The sequence below is a fragment of the Streptococcus parasanguinis genome (assembly GCF_023109675.1).
Taxonomy (GTDB): domain Bacteria; phylum Bacillota; class Bacilli; order Lactobacillales; family Streptococcaceae; genus Streptococcus; species Streptococcus parasanguinis_I.
Genome location: NZ_JALDUR010000020.1, coordinates 1 through 22,803, shown reverse-complemented (window position 1 = coordinate 22,803; position 22,803 = coordinate 1). Strand labels below are relative to the sequence as shown.

22 protein-coding genes are annotated in these 22,803 nt (G+C 42.9%); 2 read left to right on the top strand and 20 right to left on the bottom strand.

Annotated elements, in window-relative coordinates; all coding sequences use genetic code 11:
* Positions 1-2 precede the first annotated feature (2 nt).
* The 9 genes from sufB to M1G14_RS10270 form a co-directional block, all read right to left on the bottom strand.
* Positions 3-1,415 carry a Fe-S cluster assembly protein SufB gene (sufB, locus tag M1G14_RS10310; RefSeq protein ID WP_003015477.1) on the bottom strand — a complete coding sequence of 471 codons (1,413 nt, stop codon included), beginning with the start codon at positions 1,413-1,415 and terminating at the stop codon, positions 3-5.
* A gap of 32 nt (positions 1,416-1,447) precedes the next feature.
* Entirely contained in the window at positions 1,448-1,882 is a 435-nt protein-coding gene (gene sufU, locus M1G14_RS10305; protein WP_003015456.1) for a Fe-S cluster assembly sulfur transfer protein SufU, read from the bottom strand.
* Positions 1,869-3,095 carry a cysteine desulfurase gene (locus tag M1G14_RS10300; RefSeq protein ID WP_003015461.1) on the bottom strand — a complete coding sequence of 409 codons (1,227 nt, stop codon included), beginning with the start codon at positions 3,093-3,095 and terminating at the stop codon, positions 1,869-1,871. The genes sufU and M1G14_RS10300 overlap by 14 nt, the downstream gene beginning before the upstream one ends.
* A 9-nt stretch (positions 3,096-3,104) precedes the next feature.
* Complete coding sequence (gene sufD / locus M1G14_RS10295; RefSeq protein ID WP_049523046.1) at positions 3,105-4,367, bottom strand: Fe-S cluster assembly protein SufD; 1,263 nt, start codon at positions 4,365-4,367, stop codon at positions 3,105-3,107.
* Positions 4,368-4,433: 66 nt separating this feature from the next.
* Positions 4,434-5,204, bottom strand: coding sequence for a Fe-S cluster assembly ATPase SufC (gene sufC / locus M1G14_RS10290; RefSeq protein ID WP_003004238.1), 771 nt, complete (start codon positions 5,202-5,204; stop codon positions 4,434-4,436).
* Positions 5,205-5,338: 134 nt separating this feature from the next.
* The gene (locus M1G14_RS10285) at positions 5,339-6,496 is read right to left on the bottom strand and encodes a glycosyltransferase family 4 protein (protein WP_049485793.1); all 1,158 of its coding nucleotides are present in this window, start codon (positions 6,494-6,496) and stop codon (positions 5,339-5,341) included.
* A complete protein-coding gene (gene mecA, locus M1G14_RS10280) occupies positions 6,493-7,230 on the bottom strand; it encodes an adaptor protein MecA (protein WP_049485792.1) in 738 nt (245 codons plus the stop codon). The genes M1G14_RS10285 and mecA overlap by 4 nt, the downstream gene beginning before the upstream one ends.
* Before the next feature lie 135 nt (positions 7,231-7,365).
* Positions 7,366-8,202, bottom strand: a complete 837-nt coding sequence (locus tag M1G14_RS10275) for an undecaprenyl-diphosphate phosphatase (protein WP_049523045.1) — start codon at positions 8,200-8,202, stop codon at positions 7,366-7,368.
* A gap of 108 nt (positions 8,203-8,310) precedes the next feature.
* A complete protein-coding gene (locus M1G14_RS10270; RefSeq protein WP_247926576.1) occupies positions 8,311-10,218 on the bottom strand; it encodes a DUF2207 domain-containing protein in 1,908 nt (635 codons plus the stop codon).
* 117 nt (positions 10,219-10,335) lie between these two features.
* On the opposite strand from M1G14_RS10270, the gene M1G14_RS10265 reads away from it, so the two are divergent.
* Together M1G14_RS10265 and M1G14_RS10260 are read left to right on the top strand one after the other, a co-directional pair.
* Positions 10,336-11,898 (top strand): ABC transporter substrate-binding protein/permease, encoded by a 1,563-nt coding sequence (locus M1G14_RS10265; RefSeq protein WP_049523043.1) that lies wholly within the window; start codon positions 10,336-10,338, stop codon positions 11,896-11,898.
* Complete coding sequence (locus tag M1G14_RS10260) at positions 11,898-12,638, top strand: amino acid ABC transporter ATP-binding protein (RefSeq protein WP_003010256.1); 741 nt, start codon at positions 11,898-11,900, stop codon at positions 12,636-12,638. Before M1G14_RS10265 ends, M1G14_RS10260 begins: the two co-directional genes overlap by 1 nt.
* 119 nt (positions 12,639-12,757) lie before the next feature.
* Here M1G14_RS10260 and M1G14_RS10255 read toward each other — a convergent pair whose 3' ends face one another.
* The 11 genes from M1G14_RS10255 to M1G14_RS10205 form a co-directional block, all read right to left on the bottom strand.
* A complete protein-coding gene (locus tag M1G14_RS10255; RefSeq protein WP_003004771.1) occupies positions 12,758-12,973 on the bottom strand; it encodes a capsule biosynthesis transcriptional regulator in 216 nt (71 codons plus the stop codon).
* Between the two features lie 108 nt (positions 12,974-13,081).
* Positions 13,082-13,975: an SPFH domain-containing protein gene (locus M1G14_RS10250; RefSeq protein ID WP_049505898.1), complete on the bottom strand. Its 894-nt coding sequence runs from the start codon at positions 13,973-13,975 to the stop codon at positions 13,082-13,084.
* A 110-nt stretch (positions 13,976-14,085) separates the two neighbouring features.
* Entirely contained in the window at positions 14,086-15,336 is a 1,251-nt protein-coding gene (gene ilvA, locus M1G14_RS10245) for a threonine ammonia-lyase IlvA (RefSeq protein ID WP_049475094.1), read from the bottom strand.
* 76 nt (positions 15,337-15,412) lie between these two features.
* Complete coding sequence (gene ilvC / locus M1G14_RS10240) at positions 15,413-16,435, bottom strand: ketol-acid reductoisomerase (RefSeq protein WP_003004157.1); 1,023 nt, start codon at positions 16,433-16,435, stop codon at positions 15,413-15,415.
* Positions 16,436-16,503: 68 nt separating this feature from the next.
* Entirely contained in the window at positions 16,504-16,980 is a 477-nt protein-coding gene (ilvN, locus tag M1G14_RS10235; RefSeq protein ID WP_003010242.1) for an acetolactate synthase small subunit, read from the bottom strand.
* Positions 16,973-18,673, bottom strand: coding sequence for an acetolactate synthase large subunit (locus M1G14_RS10230; protein WP_049523042.1), 1,701 nt, complete (start codon positions 18,671-18,673; stop codon positions 16,973-16,975). Before M1G14_RS10230 ends, ilvN begins: the two co-directional genes overlap by 8 nt.
* Positions 18,674-19,012: 339 nt before the next feature.
* On the bottom strand, positions 19,013-19,612 hold the full coding sequence (locus M1G14_RS10225; protein ID WP_061591338.1) for a response regulator transcription factor: 600 nt from the start codon (positions 19,610-19,612) through the stop codon (positions 19,013-19,015).
* 1 nt (position 19,613) lies between these two features.
* The gene (locus M1G14_RS10220) at positions 19,614-20,711 is read right to left on the bottom strand and encodes a sensor histidine kinase (protein WP_061591339.1); all 1,098 of its coding nucleotides are present in this window, start codon (positions 20,709-20,711) and stop codon (positions 19,614-19,616) included.
* Entirely contained in the window at positions 20,708-21,448 is a 741-nt protein-coding gene (locus M1G14_RS10215; protein ID WP_061591340.1) for an ABC transporter permease, read from the bottom strand. The genes M1G14_RS10220 and M1G14_RS10215 overlap by 4 nt, the downstream gene beginning before the upstream one ends.
* Positions 21,417-22,334 (bottom strand): ABC transporter ATP-binding protein, encoded by a 918-nt coding sequence (locus M1G14_RS10210; protein ID WP_061591341.1) that lies wholly within the window; start codon positions 22,332-22,334, stop codon positions 21,417-21,419. Before M1G14_RS10210 ends, M1G14_RS10215 begins: the two co-directional genes overlap by 32 nt.
* 72 nt (positions 22,335-22,406) lie before the next feature.
* Positions 22,407-22,598 carry a hypothetical protein gene (locus tag M1G14_RS10205; protein ID WP_061591342.1) on the bottom strand — a complete coding sequence of 64 codons (192 nt, stop codon included), beginning with the start codon at positions 22,596-22,598 and terminating at the stop codon, positions 22,407-22,409.
* Positions 22,599-22,803 lie beyond the last annotated feature (205 nt).

Sequence of the window (22,803 nt, the reverse complement as noted above, 5' to 3'; positions counted from 1 at the left end):
AATTATCCTACAGATCCTTCCATTTCGTAACTAATAAGTCGGTTTAACTCAACGGCATATTCCATTGGAAGTTCTTTTGTAAAGGGCTCTACAAATCCCATGACAATCATTTCTGTCGCTTCTGACTCAGACAGACCACGACTCATCAAATAATAAAGCTGTTCTTCTGAAATTTTTGAAACCTTTGCTTCGTGCTCCAAAGCAACTTGTGAATTGTGAATTTCATTAAAAGGAATCGTATCTGATGCTGACAAATCATCCATAATAATGGTATCGCACTCAATATGAGAAACAGATTTTTTAGAATCCTTGTTAAATGTAACTTGTCCACGGTAGTCTACCTTTCCGCCACCTTTCGCAATAGATTTTGATACGATAGACGAGCTGGTATGAGGGGCATTGTGGATCATCTTAGCACCTGTATCTTGGTGTTGACCTGCATTCGCAAAGGCAATGGACAACATGGTCCCGCGCGCTCCTTCTCCATCTAGATAAACAGATGGGTACTTCATGGTTGTCTTGGCTCCTAAGTTCCCGTCGATCCACTCAACTGTAGCATCTTTTTGGGCTTTGGCCCGCTTGGTGACCAAGTTGTAGACATTGTCAGACCAGTTTTGGATAGTCGTGTAGCGCATATAGGCACCATCCAAGGCAAAGATCTCAACAATCGCTGCATGGAGGCTATTGCTTGAGTAGGTCGGCGCTGTACAGCCTTCTACATAGTGGACACTTGCTCCCTCATCCACAATAATCAACGTGCGCTCAAACTGACCTGTATTTTCATTGTTGATACGGAAGTAAGTTTGAAGTGGGACGTCTACTTTTACACCTTTTGGTACATAAATGAAGGTTCCACCAGACCAGACTGCTGAGTTGAGGGCAGCCAATTTGTTGTCCGTTGGTGGTACTAACTTCGCAAAATACTGTTTGAAAAGGTCTGGATATTCTTTTAGGGCAGAATCCGTATCGGTAAAGATAATCCCCAACTTTTCAAACTCTTCTTTCATATTGTGGTAAACCACTTCCGATTCATACTGAGCAGAAGCTCCCGCTAGGTAGGCACGTTCCGCTTCAGGAATCCCGATGCGCTCAAAGGTTTCCTTGATTTTCTCTGGAACTTCGTCCCATGAACGGGCAGGTTTATCCGAAGGTTTTTGATAATAGATCAAATCATCAAAGTCAATCTCTGATAGATCGGCTCCCCAGGTTTGCATGGGCATCTTTTTGAAGGTTTCAAAAGATTTCAAACGGAATTCTAGCATCCATTCTGGTTCATTTTTTGCTGCAGATAATTCACGAATTACCGCTTCATTCAATCCCTTCCCGGTAGAGAGAATGGGTTGAACGTCATCGTGAAATCCAAATTTATATTCACCGAGATCAATTGGTTTCGGTTCGACTCTTTCTTCAGCCATAATTTCCTTTCTTTCTCTGTTTCTTCTTTTAACTAATTACTACGTTCGATCGCTTTTTTAAGAGCATTCCAGGAGAGGGTCGCACATTTAATCCGCTGTGGGAATTTTGAGACTCCAGATAAGAAGGCTGCATCTCCCAACTCCTCTTGCCGAGGATCTGATTGGCCTTGGACCATTTCTGAAAAGACCAGTGCCAATTCTTCGACTTCCTCTTTTGTTTTTCCCATTACAGCATCTGTCATCATACTAGCCGAAGCTGTTGAGATCGTACAGCCTGAATTCACAAAGGCAATATCTTCCACCCTGTCATTCTCATCAAATTTCACACTTAACTGGATCACATCTCCACAAGTTGGATTGTTGAGTTGGATCTGATCAACATCTTCAATCTGCCCTTGGTGATGGGGGTGTTTTGAATGGTCAGATACGACCGCCATGTACAGCGAATCTAATTTAGAAAGTGCCATTGAAAAACTCCTTTGCTTTGACCAATGCCTCAATTAATTTATCACAGTCCGCCTTGGTGTTGTAGATATAAAAACTTGCTCTCGTTGTCGCTGGGACTTGTAGGTATTGAAGGAGCGGTTGTGCACAGTGGTGACCTGCACGAACGGCAATTCCTTCATAATCTAATGCTGTTGCTAAGTCATGCGGATGGAGATCTCCTAGATTGAAGGAAATGACGCCAGAACGTTGGGCTAAGTCTTGGGAGCCATAGATGGTCAAGCCTTCGATAGCCTGTAATTTTGGAAACACATAGGCAATCAATTCTTGCTCATGCGCTTCTACCTGGTCCATACCCAGCTCTTCTAAGTAATCGATTGCTGCACCAAGACCAATTGCGCCCGCCATATTAGGTGTTCCAGCTTCAAATTTCCAAGGTAATTCCTTCCAAGAGGCAGATTGTTCGTAAACAAAGTCAATCATCTCGCCCCCAAACTCGATTGGAGACATTTGCTCTAAGATTTCTTCCTTCCCATAGAGGACACCAATCCCTGTTGGTGCAGCCATCTTGTGGCCAGAAAAAGCAAAGAAATCCGCATCTAAGTCTTGTACATCAATGGCCATATGAGGGGTTGATTGAGCACCGTCTACGACCATGATCGCTCCAACTTCATGAGCTAATCGAGTAATTTCCTTGATCGGATTGACCACCCCTAAGACATTCGAAGCATGGGTGATGGAGACAAATTTTGTCCTCTCACTAAGCTTGCTCTTTAAGTCCTGCATATCCAGTAAGCCATCTTTTAGATAGACATAAACCAGTTTTGCTCCTGTCTTCTTGCAGGCTTGCTGCCAAGGAATGATGTTGGAGTGATGTTCCATGATGGAAATCAGGACTTCATCCCCTTCCTTTAGGACTTCTTCTGCATAGCGGGCCACCCAGTTGAGTCCAGTCGTTGTCCCTCTTGTAAAGAGCACCTCCTTGGTTGATGAAGCGTTGATAAATTCTCTAACTTTCTCACGCGCCGCCTCATAGGCTGCTGTCGCTCGTTCAGCCAAAGTATGGACTCCACGATGGACATTGGCGTTATCTTGCAAATAATAGTGATTAACTGCTTCAAGAACACGTTTAGGTTTTTGCGTCGTCGCTGCATTATCTAGATAAACCAAAGGCTCATCGTGAACTAGTTGATCGAGAATGGGAAAATCTTGAGCAATCGTATTTTTATCTAGCATTGTTTCTCCTTAGCGTTGAGATAACTTTTCTTCGATGGTGGCAATCATTTCATCACGTACTTCTTTAACTGGGATTTCAACAATAACAGATCCCAAGAAACCACGCACCACTAAACGTTCTGCTGTGTGTTGATCCAGACCACGACTCATAAGGTAATACATATCTTCTGGGTCCACTTGACCGATCGATGCAGCATGGCCTGCCGTGACGTCATTTTCATCAATCAAGAGGATTGGATTGGCATCTGAACGCGCTTGATCCGATAGCATCAAGACACGGCTTTCTTGCTGAGCATCTGCTCCTTTGGCCCCTTTTATAATATGACCAATTCCGTTGAAGGTCAAGGTTCCTTTTTCAAGAATAACCCCGTGTTGTAAGATATTTCCGATCGAGTTGCAACCAAAGTTGGTCACACGGGTGTCAATTCCTTGCACCTGACGACCGCTTGATAAGGCAACAACTTTCAAATCTGCATGACTTCCGTTTCCAACCAAGTCACTGTCAAAGTCTGCAACCACGTTGCCTTCATTCATGACACCGATGGCCCAATCAATGCTGGCATCCTGACCTAGTTTTCCACGTCGACTGATGTAGGCTGTGACATTTTCACCCAGACGGTCAATCGCCGCAAATTTCACTTGAGCACCGGAGCGGGCAATCACCTCAACCGTCACATTAGCAGTTGCTTTTGCTGAGCCATCACCTTTTGATTCCAAGCGTTCCAAATAGCTGAACTTGCTGTTTTTACCTGCGATAATCAAAATGTGCTTATTAAAAGGTACATCACTGTCGCTATCCTGGTAGAAAATGCCTTCGATTGGTTCTGAAATTTCGACGTTATCTGGAATATAGAGGACAGCCCCACTATTAAAATAAGCTGTGTGGTATGCTGCTAGTTTATCATCATCATATTTAACCGAAGACATAAAGTAGTCTTCTACCACCTGCGGAATTTCTTCTAGGGCAGAATGGAAATCTGTAAAAAGGACTCCTTGGTCTGCCAAGGCTTGTGGCACCTGTTCAAAAACAGTCTGAGTTCCAACTTGGACCAATTTTAAGTTTGAATCGAGGGCTGTAAAATCGGGAACATTGGCAGAAGCCTCACTTTCTGTGATCGTCCCATCCCCAAGGTTCCAGCGGTGAAATTTGACGCGTTCAATGGCTGGCAATTCCAACTGATCGATCTTGTCAAAAGCTTTTTTTCGTAAATCTTGCAGCCAGCTTGGCTCAGCATGCAGTTCCGAAAAGAGGGTAATATTTTCAATACTCATTTTTTTCTCCTAATAAAGATACTATCTGTTTGATTTTATGACAACATTAGATCACTTGTCATCAGGTTATAGTTCTTCTTTATAGTCGTAACCGAGTTCTTCTGCGAGTTGGGCATAGCCTTCACGTTCCAAGCGTGCAGCCAATTCTGGTCCACCTGAAAGCACAACACGACCTTCCATCATCACATGAACGACGTCAGGAGTAATATAGTTCAACAAACGTTGGTAGTGGGTGATGATCATCGCTCCAAAACCTTCACCCCGCATCGCATTAACCCCTTTAGATACGACCTTAAGAGCATCAATATCCAAACCAGAATCAATTTCATCCAAAAGAGCAAATGTTGGCTCCAACATCAATAATTGAAGGATTTCATTCCGTTTTTTCTCACCACCAGAGAATCCTTCATTGAGGTAGCGTTCTGCCATTTCTTCTTTCATGTTGAGCAGTTCCATCTTTTCATCCAATTTTTTGATGAAATCACGAATAGAGATCTTCTCGTCCTCTTCTTTACCAGCATTCATGGCTGCACGTAAAAATTCTGCATTGGTAATTCCTGGGATTTCTGAAGGGTATTGCATGGCAAGGAACAAGCCCATCCGTGCACGTTCGTCCACTTCCAATTCTAAGATGTTGACACCATCAAACAGAATCTCCCCTTTGGTTACTTCATAATTTGGGTTTCCCATAATGGCAGCTGACAGAGTAGATTTCCCTGTTCCGTTTGGTCCCATGATGGCTGCGATCTCACCAGTTTTTAGGGTCAGGTTTACACCTTTTAAAATTTCTTTGCCTTCAATTTCAACGTGAAGGTCTTTAATTTCTAATGTCGACATTGCATTCCCTTTCTTTTTACTTTGAAGTCTAGAAGGTTCTCAAAGCATCGATTCCTTCATCACAAAGTATTTTTTTACCTTTCAAGTATATCAAAAAAAAGCCTAAATGGCTTTTCTTTTGATTAGAACTATTCTTATTTAGTTTTTTCTTTTCGTTTTTGACGAACTTCCTCCCGGTAGGAAGAATTCCCTATATAGCGCAGAACATTTAACAAAGGACTATGATGTGGCCCTAAAACCCCAATCAATTCTGCTAACAACTCTACTCCAAACAAGAGCCCGATCACAAGTAGGACACCCCCAATGCGACTCGAGATGTTGAGCAAGAGAGAAATCAAGGAGAAAATCATCGAAATCCCATAGATCACAAGTACAGTTCCCCGATGTGTCAAGCCCAGAGAAAGAAGTCGGTGGTGCAAGTGATTGCGATCCGGTTTATAAAATTTTTGACCAGATAGGGTCCGACGGATAATGGCTAAAAAGGTATCTGTAATCGGTACTCCGAGGATAATCATTGGTGTGACTACCGCAACAGCTGTCGCATTTTTCAAACCTTGCAAGGACAAGACAGAAATCATGAATCCGATAAACAAGGCACCGGTGTCTCCTAGATAGAGAATGGCTGGATGGTAGTTAAAGGGAAAGAAACCTGCGATGGACGCAACCAAGACAAAAATGGTCATGGTCAGAAAGAGATTGGGGACTGGTAGAAAGAAATAGGACACAATCCCCATTGTCACTAGGGAAATAATAGAGACCCCACTCACCAAGCCATCTAATCCATCAATCAGATTGACTGCATTGGTAATGGCAACAATCCAAATCACTGTCAAAAGATACGATAGCCATGGTTCAAAATGAAGTAAGGGACCACCGAACGGAATCTTGAAATCATTCAGCCGAAAATCTGTCAAAAACCAGACCAGACTCGCTGCCAGCAGGATACCGATCATCTTTTTCTTGGCTGACAACTCTTTTACATCATCGATCAAGCCTGTAAGAGCGATAATCCATCCCGCTCCTACGACCGGCAAGGTATAGGATAGGTAACTTTTGATTGGTGCGGTGGTGGATGTCAGCATAGGAATAAACACGAGAGTCGCAATTGAAAAAGCAATCACGATAGCCAGTCCACCCGCGCTTGGCATGGGCTTGGTATTGATCCGACGCGCATTCGGATAATCTACGGCATCAATCTTAAAGGAGAACAAGCGAACCAAGGGCGTCAATACCAAGGCAATCATAAAAGTCCCAATCAGCACCAGAACAAATTGCAAGGAAAAGGACATCATAAGCTAGCAACTTTCTTCAAATTCTCAATCGCCCCAGACAACATTAGTAAGTGACCATGTTCCTGCAGAACGGCCCGTGTCACTTCTGAATCATCCGCATACTCCCGAATGATGGCAAGCAACCAGGTTGGATATTGATTTGGTTGATCCTCTGTATCGATCAAGACAGTTAAATAATAATCTGACTCCATTTTGTATAATTCAGAAGTATCCACTGGGAAGCTTACCGTTTTTGAAAAGGCAACTGCTTGCTGGATATTTGAAAAACGCAAAATGTAATAAATATACTGACTTACTGGTGCTTCAGGTGTCGGATCTTGTTCTTGATTGTCCCGCAACTCTTCTTGTTCCAAATGGTGAATGGCTTCTGCATCCCCTTTTGTCTTATCAGAGATTGTTTTTTCCAGGGTTTTGATAAATTCATCTGGCGTCATGCGCGACAACTCTTCCATATCGGGAAGATCTGACAAATCCTCAAAATCCAATTGTTGGTCAATTTTTGATTTGGTAACAAAAACATCCAATTTATCTGGTTTTGGTGTCACACGAAAACTCAGCATCCCGCTATCCAGGAAGCTTTCAGGCATTTCGAGCTCATCCAAAATAGCGTAGAAAAATTCTTCTGTTTTTTCTTGTGGGACAAGAAAATCAGCAATTTCCATCCCACGTTCTTCTAAGTCTTCTAGTTGGATCGTGATCTTAATTGTTGAATCACTAATTTGCTTCATCTTCATAGCATAACCTCATACTTCTAGTCTTACTATTATACTAAAAAATTGGATAGAATTCAAAAAAAGGATGCATAGAAAAGAGGTCGGGACAAAAGTCTCCAACCTCGAAAAATAATTTGATCAAGTTCAAGCCTTCTCTTAGAAAATAACACGGAAGAGTCCATACAATAGCAAGATGGAACCAAGAACAATCCGGTATTTCCCAAAGACGGTGAAATCATGATTTTTCACATAATCTGTCAAGAAGCGGATAGCGTACATGCTGACCACAAAGGCTACTCCCATCGCTACCAGTAGAATAAAAAGTTGCCCTAGTGCAAGTGAATGCCCGCCAAGAACGAATTTCCCAACCTTTAAGAGGCTAGCTCCAAACATAGCTGGAATCCCCAAATAAAAGGTAAATTCTGTCACCACTGGGCGGCTAACACCATTGATCAAACCACCTACAATCGTAGCACCTGAACGGCTTGTTCCTGGAAATAGCGATAAAACTTGGAAGAGTCCGATATAAAGAGCTGTTCGATAAGGTAGCTTATGCAATTCCGTTACTGCTGGCTCAACTTGTTCCCGTCTTTCCAGATAGATAAAGGCAATCCCGTAGGTGATCAACATAATTGCAACGGAAATCGAATTGTGAAAATGCGCCTCAAACCAATCATCTAATTTAAAAACAAAGACAAGAGGGAGGGTTGCAACTGCAACTTTTGCCCATAATTGCCAGGTTCGACGTACTTCTAGTGGAGATTTACCAGGTTTGAAGGGGTATAATTTATCAAAATAAATTACCACAACCGCTAGGATCGCACCCAATTGAATTACAACATTGAACATCTCCATAAAGGCTGGATCTTGGTTTTTAAACTGCACAAAATCCTGTAATAGAATCAAGTGACCTGTACTTGAGATCGGTAGCCATTCTGTAATCCCCTCGACAATCCCAAAAAGGATCGCCTTGATTAATTCGATCAGAAACATCTTTTTCTCCTAAACTTACATTTGCTCTATTATATCATAAATCTATGGACTGGACCAGGCCTTCCAAACTAGAAGGGAAAGAGAGACTAAGACCATTCTTAGTACTGCTTAGAAGGCACCAAAGCCTCCTCCGCCTCCTCCGCCAGAGAAGCCTCCTCCACTACCAGAAGAAACTGTGAAATGACTAGCTGTCGATGCTGTCGATCCATAAGTAGACATGGCATGACTTGAGTGGCTCACATCATGATAGAATGGGGTGTAAACGAAGGCGTTTAAGGCTTGATTTTCTAACTGAATATTCCGAAGTTTCATGACCTTTGTGACCTGATCGGCTACACCATACAAGGCCGCATAGACCAATAATCGGTTCCATAGGACAAGAGACTGCAACTCTGCATCGTTGAGGTGAGCAATCTCTTTTAACATCCGACCAAAACTATCCCAGTAATAGCGTTGCTCCGCACCCGCAAGATTGACAACCCCATCTCGTAAGCATGCTTTAAAGACACCATTGAAGCGCACTGGCATAAACCAAAGTATGAGGATCCCTATCAAACAAGGAACCGAGAACCAACCCATCCCAAAGATGGCAAAGATTTCTGCTCCAAGGGCGATAAACCAAGCAGCCCAACCAAAGAAGAGGCTTCGTCTAGCTTGCGCTTCTTCTTTTGCTTCTAAAGGACGATAGTAGCTTGGCAAATGGAGATCTTCCACCTTGCGATGAACATCTCTGGCCACTTGGTTGACAGCAGCATCAAAGCGACCCTGAGCCCTACTTCCTAGCGAACGAATAGCATCTTGATCTGCTTTTTTGGCATGTTTGTATACGTCATCACTAAATTCATAATTCTTAAAGAGATCTTTAACGGTACAGGAAACCTGATCCCCAAAAGCCATATTCATAAAAGAGCGTTCAAAATCATCCACATGTCCATGAGACTTCCTGGTCAAAACGACTTCATTTCCTTGTTGCTCGTAGACAATCACTCCACGATCCATCAAATCCAGCAAAGTGGCTTGAAGCATTTTTTCAAATGTAAATACCGGAGGAGTCGCCTTCTCTTTATTGGTCGGGGAGGCCTCGTCTAATTCAGCTGAATAAACAACCGAACTCATAATTAGAGGTGCAATGTCCTGTGGAATCTCATAAAGACGAGTATCGGTTGGATAGGCCACACCAGGCCAAATCATTTTTTTGAACCGATTGCGACCCAAGAGAGAAAGAAGCCAGAGTGCAATAATGAAGGCTGGCAAGATCCATTTCCAAAACATGCGTGTCCAGTATTTTTCTTGTTCAATTTTGGCTTGGTTCTTATGAAATTCATCCAATTTGGTCAATCCTGTATTTCGACCAGAATCATACAAAGTAGATAAGTCTGACTTCAACCAGTATCCATACAACTCCACCGCTTTTCCCTTGCCTAAGTTATAGAAAGTAGCAGAATAGATTCCATCTTCTTTTTTTACAGTCACATCTGGTCCCATAAAGGCTGTATGGATATACAGTTCCGATTGGGCATTGGCTGGTGCGAACTTAGGAATGACACGAAATTGAACTTCATCCACCTTCTGATCACCATCAGTAATTGGTTTCCAGTTCAACTGCAAGATATCCTTGTGTGAATAAAGAAGATTTTTTAATTTCCATGTGACTTTAATTTTGACTGTATCTGTCGCCACACCACCGTTATAAATTTTCACTCGGTAGCCATCACCTAGATTCGTAATCTCGGGTTCTCTTTGAAGATCACGGCCTTCCACCTCAACCTTTGGCGGTATCTCAATTGCGAAGCCTTGTGGCATATTCCCCGCTGTTCCTAGACTAACATACTGCCCTCTGTAAGAATCTTTGAAATAATAGACCAACTCCTCCTCATAGGTGGCGTCGTCCCAGGTGTCCAAGGTCAAGGTTCCACCATAGTACAATACATCATAAGAAGGGCTAGATGCCTGGACATTCTGACTGACAAAAAGGCAGGCCAGAAAGGCGAAAAAAACATACAAATACTTTTTCATTTGATCACGCTCCTTTGTATTATTATAGCATTTTTTAAATAAAAAGAGGAGCATGCTTGAAATGCAACCTATTTTACCGTACAATAGGAAGAGTTAAAATAAGGAAGAGGAGAAAAAATGAAAAAAACATTATTCGCGCTCTTAACAGGGCTTTTCATTTGCCTGGGGATCACACAGGTTGCTCATGCAGATGACTATTTACGAATCGGAATGGAAGCGGCCTACGCTCCTTTCAACTGGACCCAAGAAGATGATGCAAATGGAGCTGTTAAAATTGACGGTACCAATCAATATGCCAATGGGTACGATGTCCAAATCGCCAAAAAAGTTGCTGAGGAGTTAGGTAAAAAACCTCTGATCGTAAAAACATCTTGGAACGGTTTAATTCCAGCCCTCACTTCTGGTAAAATCGATATGATTATCGCTGGGATGAGTCCCACTGCTGAACGTAAAAAAGAGGTCGCCTTCTCTAATAGCTACTATACCAGCGAGCCGGTCATGCTGGTCCGCAGAGACGGAAACTATGCAAATGCTACTACCTTAGATGACTTTAAGGATGCAAAGGTCACCTCTCAACAAGGGGTCTACCTCTATTCTCTCATTTCCCAACTCAAGGGTGCGAAACAAGAAACTGCAATGGGTGATTTTGCCCAGATGCGTCAAGCTTTAGAATCGGGTGTTATTGATGCCTATGTTTCTGAACGTCCCGAAGCCCTAACCGCCGAGTCCGCTAATTCTAAATTTAAGATGATTCAATTCAAAAAAGGATTTGAAGTTGGGGAAGAAGATGCGACTATCGCTATCGGGATGAAGAAGGGTGACACTAGAATTGACCAAGTCAATGCCGCACTAGCTAAGATTTCGTCTGAAGACCAAGTCAAACTCATGGATGATATGATTAAGAAGCAACCAGCTTCCAGTGATGCTAGTGATGATAAGCAGACATTCTTTAGCCAAATGATGAAGATTTTAAAGGATAATGGCCCACAGTTCCTACGGGGAACTGGAATGACCCTCTTAATCTCTATGACTGGAACTATCGCTGGGTTGATTATCGGTTTGTTAATCGGTGTCTTCCGGACAGCTCCGAAGGCTAAAAATAAATTCCTTGCTGGATGCCAAACTGCCTTTGGTTGGTTCCTCAATGTCTACATTGAAATCTTCCGTGGAACTCCGATGATCGTTCAATCCATGGTCATTTTCTACGGTTCCGCCCAAGCCTTCAACATTTCCTTGGATCGTACCTGGGCCGCCATCTTTATCGTATCCATCAATACCGGAGCTTATATGAGTGAGATTGTTCGTGGTGGGATCTTAGCAGTGGATCCAGGTCAGTTTGAAGCAGCGACTGCTCTAGGAATGACCCATGGACAAACCATGCGCAAGGTCGTCCTTCCACAGGTTGTTCGCAATATCTTGCCAGCAACAGGGAATGAATTTGTTATTAACATCAAGGATACATCTGTTTTGAATGTTATCTCTGTAGTTGAACTGTACTTTACAGGAAATACGATCGCAACTCAAAACTATCAATACTTCCCAACCTTTACGATCATCGCTGTGATTTACTTCGTTCTCACCTTTACCATCACACGAATTCTTCGCTACATCGAACGTCGCTTAGATTCTGATACTTATACTACAGGTGCCAATCAAATGCAAGTCAATGAGGTGAAATAATGGCAGAAAAAATTCTTGAAATTCAACATTTAAAAAAATCTTATGGTCAAAATGAAGTCTTGAAAGATATTTCCCTTACGGTTGAAAAAGGAGAGGTGATCTCCATCATCGGGAGCTCTGGTAGCGGAAAATCAACCTTCCTTCGCTCCATCAATCTTCTAGAGACTCCTACTGCTGGAGAGATTCTCTATCGTGGACAAAATGTTCTTGATCCTGAGTATGATCTTACCCACTACCGCGAGAAATTGGGGATGGTTTTCCAAAGCTTTAATCTCTTCGAAAATTTAAACGTCTTGGAAAATACGATCGTTGCACAAACAACCGTCCTCAAGCGCGATCGTGAAACTGCAGAGAAAGTTGCAAAGGAAAACCTTGAAAAAGTCGGTATGGGATCTCAATATTGGGCTGCCCGTCCGAAACAACTTTCAGGTGGTCAAAAGCAACGGGTCGCCATCGCACGTGCTCTCTCTATGGATCCTGATGCCATTCTCTTCGATGAACCAACTTCTGCCCTAGACCCAGAAATGGTTGGGGAAGTCTTGAAAATCATGCAGGACCTGGCAAAAGAAGGACTCACCATGATTGTCGTCACCCACGAAATGGAATTTGCCCGCGATGTCTCTAGCCGGGTCATCTTCATGGACAAGGGTGTCATCGCTGAGCAAGGAGATCCAAAAGAAATCTTTAGCAATCCAAAAGAAGAACGGACCAAGGAATTCCTTCAACGCTTCTTACATTAATCTCTTGAAACAGTTTGCTTACCAGTATGGAAGCAAGCTGTTTTTTGTACCGCTTCTGCTTTTGAGGCATAGAAAAAAACCAGAGAGCACACTCTCTGGTTTTCAATTGGAACAACAAATTAATCTTCGAATTTTTGATGATTTTTGTCATAAAAATCAATCAATCCAAGTGCAGTTTCAAACGAGATATTCTTAACTTTTGCACGTCCTTGAGCCAAGGCAATGATAGACATTTCACGGGCATTTGTTTCTTTGCTGATACGATACCCTGTAATTTTCTTATCGCGTACCCATCCAACAACTGATTCTACTTTTTCAAAGTTCGATTTAGCCATGATCTTTCTCCTATATTATTATTTCCAATACTAATATAAATTGTTTTGCACATTTTGTCAACTAAAATCGCTGAAAATACGAACCTTTTTTAAAAAATGATAAAAAGTTTACTTTGCTTTCAAGGCGGATAATATTTGTGTACGAATGTTTTCGACACCATCTGGGTTTGCTGGTAGGAAAATCGTATTATTCCCTTCTTTATCTGCAAAATTATTTAAGGTATCTAAGTACTGGTTGGTTAAGAGAATTGACATGATTTGTTCTTCGGTCAAGTCTACATTCGCGCCTTTTAACTCTTTAATAGAGTCTGCCAATCCATCGACAATGGCCTTCCGTTGCTCGGCAATACCAACCCCGTGCAAACGGTCTTTTTCCGCCTCAGCTTCGGCAGCAGTAACGATCTTGATCTTGTCTGCTTCTGCCAATTCCTGAGCTGCCACGCGTTTTCTTTGCGCCGCATTGATCTCGTTCATGGATTGTTTCACTTCGGCATCTGGCTCAACTTTGGTGATCAAGGTTTTTACAATAATATATCCATAAGTTGACATCTCTTCTGCCACTTGTTTTTGAACTTCAAGAGCGATTTCATCTTTTTTCTCAAATAATTCATCCAAGGTCAACTTAGGCACAGAAGAACGAAGAGCATCTTCAATGTATGATTTAATCTGTGATTCTGGACGCATCAACTTGTAGTAGGCATCCTTTACGTTGCTTTCGTTCACTCGGTATTGCGTCGCCACATTCATGGTAACGAATACGTTATCCTGAGTTTTTGTTTCAACCACAATCTCACTCTGCAAGACGCGCAACTGAACTCGTGCTGCAATTTTATCGATACCAAAAGGCGCTCGCATATGAATACCACTATCGCTAATTTTTTGATAACGTCCGAAGCGCTCGATGATGGCAACGGATTGTTGCTTGACCACATATAGTGAGCTAATCACAATGAATCCTGCAACCAGTAGCAAGAATAAAGAAAAGATAATAAATCCAGGCATAAAAAGTTCCTCCTTTTAATTTACGCATATCATATCACAAGTATTGATAAAAAAGCAATATATTCCTTAAAAATATATTGCTTAAATGGTCGATTGTTTCTGTATGATACTCAGACGAGCATATTATAGAGTGTTTCATTGCCGTTCAAGTTAATGAAAGACGGATCAAAACGCTCGATACGGTTGACCAAGCCTGCATAGTCATGTTTATTGGCTAAAGTGACCCCAATCAAGACAGGGCCTGTTCCCTTACTAGCGCGCTTGATGTATTCAAAACGTGTGATATCATCATTTGGCCCTAAGATATCATTTACAAACTCGCGAAGGGCCCCTGGACGTTGTGGGAAGTTTACGATAAAGTAGTGTTTCACTCCATCGTAGATCAAGGCACGTTCTTCCATTTCAGGCATGCGGTTAATATCATTATTCCCACCTGAGATAATACAACAGATCGTTTTACCCTTGATGTATTCGCGCAAGATCTCTAGAGATGCCACACTAGCAGCTCCCGCTGGTTCGGCAACAATTCCTTGCTTAGAATAAAGATCAATCAAAGTCTCTGAAATCAAACCTTCATCAACCCCAACCAGGGTTTCCACATGCTGACGGGTTACTTCATAGGTTAATTGTCCCACTTTTTGCACGGCAATCCCATCCGCAAATTTATCAATTTCTGGTAATTTGACTGGGCCCCCTGCTTCAAAAGCAGCCTTCATGGAGCGCGCCCCTTCAGCCTCTACCCCAATGACCTCAATCCTAGGTTCTGTTTCTTTGATATAGGTTGAGACACCTGAAATGAGGCCTCCTCCACCAACAGGAACGAGAACTGCATCAAAAGCAATCGATTCTTTTCGAGCTTCCTCAAGGATTTCGTAGGCCACTGTTCCTTGACCAGCCTGTACGTTTGGATCATCAAACGGGTCAATAAAGGTCCGTTTTTCTGCAAGAGTAAATTCTTGTGCCGCCTTAGCTGACGCGTCAAAGGTATCCCCAACCAACTTAATTGTTACATAATCCCCACCAAAGAAGCGGACTTGGCCGATCTTTTGTTGCGGTGTTGTAATCGGCATGAAGATGGTCGCTGGAATCTTCATTTCATTACAAGTATAAGCAACCCCTTGCGCGTGGTTTCCCGCAGATGCACACACTACCCCACGCTCACGCTCTTCTTTTGAGAGTTGAGAAATTGCAAAATACGCTCCACGAATCTTAAACGAACGAACACGTTGGGCGTTTTCTTTTTTCAAATAAATCTTTGCCCCATATTTTTCAGATAAATAGTGGTCGTATTCAAGGGGCGTATTGACAACGACTCCACTTAATATTTTATGGGCCTTGGCCACATCTTTTGCTGTTATCATTTCTTACCTCTGTTGCTGTGTATTGATCAAAAAAGCAAGCCAGGGTGTCCCAACTTGCTTAGTCTTCTACAGACAATTAGTTGTAGATTTTGAAGGCGTCATCGTCGTTTTGACCAACGAATGGCATTGCTTTACGCAATTCAGCACCAACTTTTTCAATTTCAAGTTCTTCAGCTTGTTTGCGGAAGGCTTTCAAACGTGGGAAACCAGCATCGTGGTCTTCAACGAATTCACGCGCAAATTTACCTGATTGGATATCAGCAAGGGCAGCTTTCATGTTTTCTTTTACTTCTGGACCGATAACACGTGGACCAGTTACAAAATCACCAAATTCTGCAGTATTTGAACATGATTGACGCATTTTCTTGAAGCCACCTTCGTAGATCAAGTCAACGATCAATTTCATTTCGTGAAGTACTTCGAAGTAAGCCAATTCAGGGGCATAACCAGCTTCTGTCAAAACTTCAAATCCAGCTTCGATCAAGCTTGTCAAACCACCCATAAGAACGGCTTGTTCACCAAACAAATCTTCTTCTGTTTCTTCTTTGAAGGTTGTTGAAAGAAGACCAACACGTGCTGAACCAACACCTTTTGCCCAGTCCATTGCGATGTCTTTGGCGTTACCAGTAGCATCTTGGTAGACAGCGTAAAGTGCTGGTACACCAAATCCTTCAGTGTAAGTACGACGTACCAAGTGACCTGGTCCTTTTGGTGCAACCATGAAGACATCTACGTCTTCAGGAGCTTTGATGTAACCAAAGTGGATATTGAAACCATGAGCAAATCCGAGAGCTTTACCAGCGCTCAAGTTTGGAGCGATTTCATCTTTGTAGATATCTTTTTGGATTTCGTCTGGTGCCAAGATCATGATGATATCAGCCAATTTAGTTGCTTCTGCAACTGGGTAAGCTTCAAAACCATCTTCTTTTGCTTTATCGAATGATTTACCAGGACGCACACCGATGATCACATCATGACCTGAATCACGCAAGTTTTGTGCGTGGGCATGACCTTGTGAACCATAACCGATAACGGCGATCTTTTTACCATCAAGTGCTGGTACTTTAACGTCTTTTTCGTATTCCATTTGAACTGCCATAAGTAAAATCTCTTTTCTATTTTATTATTTGCCTTTTTAAGGCGGGGTTAACAATGTTAAGGTGAGAATTAATCTCGAGTAAATCCGGTTGCACCGGTGCGCGCGATGTTTTTAATCCCATACGGGCGAATGACACGAATGAGGGCCTCGCTCTTTTCTGCATTTCCCGTCATTTGAACGGTAATCGAGCTCGGAGCTACATCGACCACTGTCGCACGGAACGGTTGGATGATGGCCAAGATCTCTGCCCGTTTCTCAGCTGGTGCAGAAACTTTCACCAAGATCACTTCGCGCTCCAAGTGTGGTTTATCCGTGATATCCCGTACACGGATCACATCCACCTGGCGGTTGAGCTGTTTGATGATTTGCTCCACTTCATCGTGCGAAGCAACATCAATGATGATGGTAATCCGCGATACGTTAGGATTTTCTGTTGCGCCAACAGAGATACTTTCGATATTGACTTGACGTCTCGATAGAACTCCTGTAAAGCGGTTCAGAACACCTGAGCGGTTTTGAAGTTTGGCTGTTAACATTCTACGCATTAAACTTCACCCCCAACATCTCATGATTACTCTTACCAGCTGGTACCATCGGTAAGACATGCTCTTTCCGAGAAATGTCTACTTCGATGAACATTGGTACATCTTCTGTGATGACTTCCAAATCCTTCTCTAGGGTTTCAGGATTATCAAATTTATAATTCTTGATCCCGTAGGCTTGCGCCATCAATTGGAAATCTGGAAGGCTATCAAAGACTGACTCTGATGTCCGACCATCATAGAAGGCTTCTTGCCATTGACGGACCATCCCAAGCGAGTGGTTGTTGAGCATAACGACCTTGATGGGAACTTTATAAATATTTAAGATCGCCAATTCCTGGTTGGTCATTTGGAAACCACCATCTCCGACAAAGAGAACAACTTCTTTATCTGGATTGGCAATTTTCGCTCCGATAGCTGCAGGAACACCGAATCCCATCGTTCCTAGACCACCTGAAGTCACCAATTGGCGCTCATTTTGGTAAGGATAGTATTGAGCTGCCCACATTTGGTGTTGTCCAACGTCTGTGACGACAATAGCGTCACCCTTGGTCAACTCTCCAATGCGTTCGATCACAGCTTGTGGCTGTACAACCCGTTCTTTCTTATCGTAAGAACGAACCCGGTTCTTATCTTGGGTTACCTTTTCGATCCATTTTTCTGTATTGTTATGAACCGTTGGCTCTGCTAGTAACTGCTGCAAGGCCTTCTTCGCATCGCCGACAACTGGAATGTCAATTGCAATGATTTTGCCAATCTCTGCAGGATCAATATCGATGTGGGCAACCTTAGCATTCTTAGCGAAAGTTTTTGGATTACCTGTTAAACGGTCATCAAATCGACAACCAACACTAATCATGAAATCCGTCTCTGTCATGGCAATATTAGCAGCGAAGGATCCGTGCATTCCTCCCATTCCTAGGAAAAGAGGATGACTGGTCGCAATCGTTCCTTGACCTAAAAGACTGGTCACTACTGGAATCTGATAGCGCTCTGCAAAAGCAATCAACTCTTTTGCAGCCCCAGCGTAACTTACCCCACCACCAGCAAGAAGAACTGGTTTTTTAGCCTTACTCAATTGCTTCAAAATCTTTTTGATTTGCAATTCATTTGGTTCAATGGTTGGCTGGTAGCTTGGAAGCTTCACACTTGGTTCATAGATGAAATCTGTCTCTATAGCAGAGACGTCTTTCGGTAGGTCAATGACGACAGGACCTGGACGACCCGTAGTAGCGATATGGACAGCTTCTGTAATAATCCGCGGAAGGTCTGCCGTCTCACGTACTTGATAATTGTACTTGGTAATGGGCATGGTAATTCCCACAATATCCGCTTCTTGGAAGGCGTCCTTCCCGATTCCAGCGCGATTAACTTGTCCAGTAAAGACTAATAAAGGCACACTGTCGCTCATGGCATCTGCAATCCCTGTAATGGCATTTGTAGCCCCCGGTCCACTCGTGACGACTGCGACACCCAACTTCCCAGTTGATTTGGCATAGCCTTCAGCTTCATGCAAGCACCCTTGTTCGTGTCGTCCAAGAATATGCTTGATACCTTCAAAGCTATAAATAGCATCGTATAAAGGCAAAACGGCTCCACCAGGATAACCAAAAATCGTATCGATTCCCAAATCACGCAGGGTTTCAAGGACAAGTTCTGAACCGGTTTTCGCAGTTTCTAAGGTAATTTTCTCCATGTCTCTCCTTTCCAGTACTTTGTTTCTCAAATGAGCATGCTACTATCATACCATTTTTAGGAAATATTTCAAGGAAAAATAGTAAATTTTCTGAATTTTCTATCCAAATCCGAATAATGAGAGTTTCTCTAAAAAAGAACAATCCAATCAAAAAAGAGGCTGGGACAAAAGTCCTAGCCTCTCAATTGTTTTTGGATTGTCGAGCAAGACGCAGTGGTTGAGTGGGCTCTACTACGCTGATTTCATCAGCTTTTACAGCCCTACTCAACTGTGCGGAGGTGGGACGACGAAATCGAATTCTAACGAATTACCGATTTCTGTCCCACTCTCTTTTCTTCCTTATAACCAACCCTTTTCTTGGGCAATCCTTGCTGCCTCCGTCCGATTTTCCGCATCCAACTTAGTCAAAATAGCCGACATGTAATTGCGGATGGTTCCGTTTGAAAGAAATAAGCGATCAGCAATTTCTTGGTTAGAAGCCCCTTTAGCGACTTCTTTTAGGACCGCTTGCTCCTGAGGGCTTAGAGGATTGGGATGGGTCAATATTCCTTCCATTAATTCTGGTGAATATTCTTTTTGCCCTGCTAAAACTGCATGAAGAGTCGCCATCAAATCTGTAATGCGACGTTCTTTTAAGACATAGGCATCGACTCCAGCCTTAAGGGCCCGCTCAAAGTAACCCGGCCGCTTAAAAGTGGTAACGATGACAACCTTGAGCTGGGGTTGTTGACGTTTGGCCCATTCCAACACTTCTAGTCCTGTTTTGATGGGCATCTCAATATCTAAGATAGCAATATCAACTGGATGGGTTTCTAGTAAGTGAATGGCTTCTTGCCCATCTCCAGCCTGCAAGACTTCGTCTACATCCTCTTGCAAAAGCAAAAGCTGGCAGAGGGCATCGCGCAACATACTTTGGTCTTCTGCAACTAATAAGCGCATCTTATTTCCTTTCTTGATAGGGGATCCGTATTTCTATCCGGGTCGGCTTGTGTTGATGACTGATCTCCAGCTCTCCTCCCAACAAGGCAATCCGTTCGCGAATCGAGTGCAAGTCCTTGTCAGAGACTTTGTCAAAGCCAATCCCATCATCTTCTGCGACCATTTCCACACCTGTCTTGGTGGAGCGATAAGATAGAAGAGCTTGCGTTGCTTTGGCATGTTTGATCATATTGGTAGCTAATTCCAGAGACACCATGGCCAGAGCAGACTCTAGGATCGGCGAGATGCTGGCTGTATCGAGATCGTTTTGGATCTCCACTTTGACTTGCGCCACTTCCAGCATTTGCTTGACGGTTTCTAGCTCTCTTGCCAGGGTTCGCTGCTTCAAGTTCTCCACAATCTCTCGGACTTGGTGCATGGACTCTTGACTGATGGCTTGAATCTCTTGCACCTGCTCCTGGGCCTTCTCAACCTGACCCAATGCCAAGAATTGATCAGCTAGGTCCGCCTTGACACTCAGCATGGCAAAGGTGTGTCCTAGACTGTCATGCAGATCACGGCCAATCCGATGGCGCTCGTTTTCTGCCAGCAAGAGATTGATCTGGGCGTTTTGCTTGGCATGGTCAACTTTCAACTCTTCCATCATCTCCATCCGAACCATACTAAAGGTCATAACCGCGATAAACAAAGAGACGATCAGGACAAAAAGCCAATCATTTTCTCTCATCTCCCTATTAAATAATAGAGCTCCAAAAAGGATCAGTAGTGATCCAACAGCCGTCCAAAGAAAGGGCGAGCGAAAATCGCGAATCCCAAAACGATAGATCAAAATATTGCTCACATAATAGTAAAACCAACAAAAGCTAGTTCCAACAAAAAAGGTATTTCCTGCAATATACAGCAGAAGATAAATCCAAAAAAGCCAGGTCAGTTTCTTATTTTCAGTAATGAGGATACCTAGATAGCTTATCATAAAGAAGATGGCTAAAAAGAAATGCCACCAGGGAATCTGCCCTAAGAAAATAGAAGCAAAGGGAAAGGCCATAAAGATTAAGCCTACGTAAAACATATGGTGAATATGTTTGAGTTTTTCAATCATGAACGAACCTCAGAATGACGACGATAAACGATAACAAGGGCAAACAAGACCAGGGTAAACAAGGTTAAATAGACACTCGCAAAGACATTGACCTGTCCCTTGTTTAAAAAGGTCTTAATCAGTTCCATCAATTGATAGGTTGGAAGGCATTTGCCAATGGCTTGCATCCATTCTGGAAAGATGCTAATGGGCATCCAAAGACCACCCATGACAGCCAGCCCCATGTAAAGGAGATTGCCCACAACAGACATCAATTGACTGGAAGGAAGCAGGGTCAAAACCAGACCGAGAGCCACAAAAGCTAGACTTCCTAGGATGAGAATAAAGGCTGCTAAGACCCAATCCTGTAGGGACATATTCACATGCCGCACCACATGGCCCACGGTAAAGACAACTACAATCGATAGGAGAAAATCGACAAAGAGACCCACAACCTTTATTAGATAATATTCTACCATAGATACGGGGGTATGGCGCAAGACTTTTTGCCAATTATTGAGTCGATCGGTTTCAAGAACGGTTGGAAAAGAAAAGATAGCCGTAGACATCATAGAAAATGCCGTCATAGAAAGGAGATAATCCCTCATAAAGTGAGCAGGTGCTCCTGGTGTTTCCTGGTACATCCCTGAAAAGAAGAGATAAAAGGCCGTGGGCATCCCAATTGATAACAAGTAATAAATGGCTTGGCGTCTAGTCAAATGCCACTCAACCACGCCGAGAGCTTTCATGCGTTTCATCTTCTCTACCTACTTCCTTTGTATTTTCAAAAATAGAATCCAATAAACTTCGATTGCTTACTTCGATTTCTTGGATCGAACATCCTTCTTCTTGTAATCGAGTCCACAAACGATTGGCATCCCGTGTCACAACCTGAAGGGCATCGGGTTTAATGACCACTTCACCAATACCTTCCATCTCTGCCACTAGAGCTTGGTAGCGTAGAGGTAGGGTGAAATGTTTTTCTACCTCTTCGCTTCTCATAGCGAGAGGTGTCGTATCCCGAAGCAAATGGCCCTGATGCAAGACCAGGATCCGATCAGCTGTATGTTCTACTTCCTCGATGTAATGCGAAGAATAGACAATGGTCACCCCTTCTTCCTTTAAATGCCCGACGATCTCCCAAAAGCGTTGGCGGGTGGACGTATCCATTCCAGCAGTTGGCTCGTCCAAAAACAAAAGACTCGGACAACCAATCAAGGTCAACACAAAGGATAAGAGACGCTTTTGCCCACCAGACAGCTTACTGGCTAATTGCTTCTTTTGTTCTGGAGTAAAACGCAATAGATCATCAATTTCTTCCCCTGTTAAGGGGTTGGGATAAATAGAGCGAAAGAAGTTGATCAGTTCTTGCACGGTTAACTTTTGAACGATTGCATTCTCTTGAGGGAGATAGGACACACTAGCCTTTAATCGAGGATGACCAGGAGCCTTCCCTTCTACTTCAATGATTCCAGAAGTCACTTTCATATCTCCCAGAAGACAGTTCATCAAGGTTGTTTTCCCAGCTCCGTTTGGCCCGATTAAGGCCAGACAATCCCCCCGTTCAACCGCAAAAGAAAGATCTTCTAAAATGACTTTTCCTTTGATGCTTTTGTTCAAGTTCTCTACTCTAATGACGCTCATGATACTCTCCTTTCAAGCAGGCTTGGCTAGCTGGAATGATGACAAAAACAACCAAGGTCACTCCCGTTTTTTTCACTGCTCCATTTCCTTTTTAACATCCTTGATCATTTTCAATCCTTCTTGAACCGCCCAGCTCATGATGCCAATCCCAGCAAATAATTCCCAAGGGAAATGGTAATAGAGACTATCATCCTTTGAAAAGATCAAATAGACGACCATCCCCACCACTGTTAACGTAAACACTTTATAGAACCATTGTTTCATTTTTCCTTACCTCTTACTTTCTGACTATATTATAGCGAAAGAAAATAACAGCCACTAGATAATTTTGTCACTCGCTCACATGACAAAAGTCACTAAAAAAAAGCCAAGTGACTTCACTCGACTTTTTCGGCTCTATAATTTCTGTAGTGGGTAAAAACCACTGTAGAGATTATAGAGCTTTTTGAGTGTACACAAAAAGTCCCAT